Origin of the sequence: Vibrio ichthyoenteri ATCC 700023 (genome assembly GCF_000222605.1) — a bacterium.
In the GTDB taxonomy this organism is placed as follows: Bacteria; Pseudomonadota; Gammaproteobacteria; order Enterobacterales; family Vibrionaceae; genus Vibrio; species Vibrio ichthyoenteri.
On the sequence record NZ_AFWF01000311.1, the window covers coordinates 1 to 2,682 of the forward strand.

The window sequence follows — 2,682 nt, forward strand, 5'->3', positions numbered from 1 at the left end:
GTCTTGAAAAACACCGACCTTATCGCACTCTCATTGCAAGTTTTGCTTCAACGCATCCAGAGCAATCGAAAGCAATACCGCGCACTAGTAAAGGTAAAATGCACGCATGGATAGACGAACTCGATGATCCGGTAGTAAAACTACAGGCGAACATTCTTTACTCGCAGAAGAAAGAGGCTGAGCGCTTACTTCATGAAATTGTACCAATAAGCCAAGTTATAGAAGTGTTTGATGGCGGAAACTCTTCCGTCACGTCATATAAGCTCAATGAACTAGAACGGAGTGCATTAGAATATCTACTGTCTTCAGAGTTTTTACGTCGTCACCAATTGGAGCTTGGACCAAACGGAAGTATAGTCTCATCAGATACTGGTAAGTCTTTTTTACCGGTGGCTACAATCGATGCGATAAAAAAATCACTTCAGTGCTAATAACGGAATTTGGAAAGTAGAATTGAAAACCAAACTAATCACCAGAGAAGGTTACAACAAACTTAAAGCTGAACATGATCACTTATGGAATGAAAAGCGCCCTGAAATCACAAAGATAGTCACATGGGCGGCAAGCCTTGGGGATCGATCTGAAAACGCAGACTACACCTTCAACAAGCGTTTACTTCGTCAAATAGACCGCCGTGTTCGTTTTTTAAGAAAGTTCTTACCTGATGTCACCATCGTTGATTATTCTCCACAGCAAGAAGGCAAAGTGTTCTTCGGTGCGTGGGTTGAAATTGAAAATGATAATGGGGATGTGAAAAAATTTCGTATCGTAGGGCCTGAAGAGATCTATGGTGATGCAAAGGGCTATATTTCCATAGATTCACCGATGGCTCGAGCTTTGTTAAAAAAAGAAGTCGATGATGAGTTCGAGGTTACAACCCCTGAAGGTAGAAAAGAGTGGTTTATCAATTCAATAAAATACGATAAATCTTAATCATCCTCAGAACTTGTCAACTTGCTGATAAGTTCTTTTCTCTTCTCTTCACTCATTTTTGCAATCAAGCAAGCTAGTTCAGCAGAACTTTCATTCTCACAAAAAAAGTAATTCAAAGGCACACCTAGCTCATCCGCTAGCTGCTTTAGAGTGCGCACGTCTGGAGTATGCTTTCCTTTTTCGTACTGATTCATTCGCGGACTGGCTGAACTTTCATCCATACCGATACAAACCCCCAATGCTTTTTGGGAGAGGTTTGCTTTTTTTCGCGCGTCTTTGAGACGTATTGGGATTGGATTGTCGAAAGACACTTATTATTCATATTGTAGATTCCAAGTAACTAAGATTTTCTTAGTTTTACCGATCTCTGTATACTAAGCAATCCTTAGTTTTTGGTATCATAAACGGAAATGAAACGTTCTAAAAGAATCAGTGCGATAATGCATAAGCTGTTGATTGAAAATGAAATGGATGGTTTTTCAGTTATTGAAGCTAGAGATGCATACCTAACAATTAAAGATATACCATCGGATCTCGATGAAGCTCGAAAACGTGTTTACCGTCAAATCTGGCAGTTTGAACGGAAAAACTGGCTAAGAGGCGAAGGGGAAGGAAGAAATAAAAAATACTTTCAAACAGATCTTTTCAAAAGCTACCACTTCAGCACTAAAAGGATGATTGAGAGAGAAATAATCGAAAGTAAGAATAGTATTGATCACTTTTCTGTCTTACTCAAAGAATGTAATACTTATAAGGGAGAGCTAGAAGTTGCACTCGGTGAGGTAGAAGAGTGTCGCTCCCTCAAAGAGCGCTTTCCTGAATTAGAGCCTAAATTAACCCCGTTACTAGAAAAAGCTCGAGATCGTTCTGCTTTTTTGCTTGGCAAAGTGAACGTACTTTCAAATGTACTGAAAACCCTCACAAAGGAACGAACATCGTGTTGAGACAATTGTAGAAGGAATAGACTACTCTAGCTATAAATAAGTACCGAGTTAAACTCACTTTTTATCAGGCGATTCTTGGGCTAACAACAACCAAAATAGAATCATCTCGATTACTTCAAGTAAGATATTCTCTGTACTTTTTCAGATTGAATAAAGAACATTTTTACATACTCTCAATGCGCCTTCACTATGATTTTAGCTCTAGTGAAAAATATTTGATGCATAAATAAATTCAATTTCTTAATAGTGACGTTCAACAAACACTCCGTAACCACAGAGTATTTTTTGAACTTGATTGCATACATCACGACTCGGACTCTGAAAATTCGTGATTTTGGACTCAGAATTTACCCTCACTACACTTACTCAAGAAATTTTAGATCCCATGTTTTACACAATCATTTCAAAAAGCCAACGAAAACCCATTTCCGTTGCGTTATTTCTCTTTTTTGTTGCATGAAATGCATGTATAGTTGCATAAATAGCCACAAAAAATGCAACAAGAGCGTCTAAATGCTTAAACATATGAATCTTATAGCGAACTTGTGTAGGTTTGCATTAAAAGACAACCCTTCTCCTGAAGTCATCAAGGCTACTTTAAAATTACGTGATGCTATAAAAAAAGACGGACTGGAAGTTGAGGCGAGGGCTTTAAGCACTCTAGTAGATAAAGCAACTACCCAAAAAGTTATGGGATTAGATAGTAAAAAGATATCTTGGAGTAAAGTATCCTCCCCTAATTTAGGAGGTACTTTAACATTTTCAACTCCGTTACCAGTAGATAAAGAAACAGGAACTCCTCTTG

4 protein-coding genes and 1 pseudogene are annotated in these 2,682 nt (G+C 38.1%); 4 read left to right on the forward strand and 1 reads right to left on the reverse strand.

Annotation, left to right across the window (positions count from 1 at the left end; translation table 11 throughout):
* Positions 1–431: gamma-mobile-trio protein GmtX (gene gmtX / locus RH85_RS20520; RefSeq protein WP_006714667.1), on the forward strand; the 431-nt coding region annotated here is incomplete at its 5' end.
* A 22-nt stretch (positions 432–453) separates the two neighbouring features.
* Entirely contained in the window at positions 454–933 is a 480-nt protein-coding gene (greB, locus tag RH85_RS20525) for a transcription elongation factor GreB (protein WP_006714668.1), read from the forward strand.
* Here greB and RH85_RS20530 read toward each other — a convergent pair.
* On the reverse strand, positions 930–1,244 hold the full coding sequence (locus RH85_RS20530; RefSeq protein WP_006714669.1) for a helix-turn-helix domain-containing protein: 315 nt from the start codon (positions 1,242–1,244) through the stop codon (positions 930–932). The genes greB and RH85_RS20530 overlap by 4 nt on opposite strands.
* Before the next feature lie 99 nt (positions 1,245–1,343).
* Between RH85_RS20530 and RH85_RS20535 the strand changes: the two genes are divergently transcribed.
* Both RH85_RS20535 and RH85_RS20540 read left to right on the forward strand, forming a co-directional pair.
* Positions 1,344–1,877, forward strand: coding sequence for a hypothetical protein (locus tag RH85_RS20535; protein ID WP_039949499.1), 534 nt, complete (start codon positions 1,344–1,346; stop codon positions 1,875–1,877).
* Positions 1,878–2,390: 513 nt separating this feature from the next.
* Positions 2,391–2,682, forward strand: a pseudogene (locus RH85_RS20540) (AAA family ATPase); the annotation flags it as partial.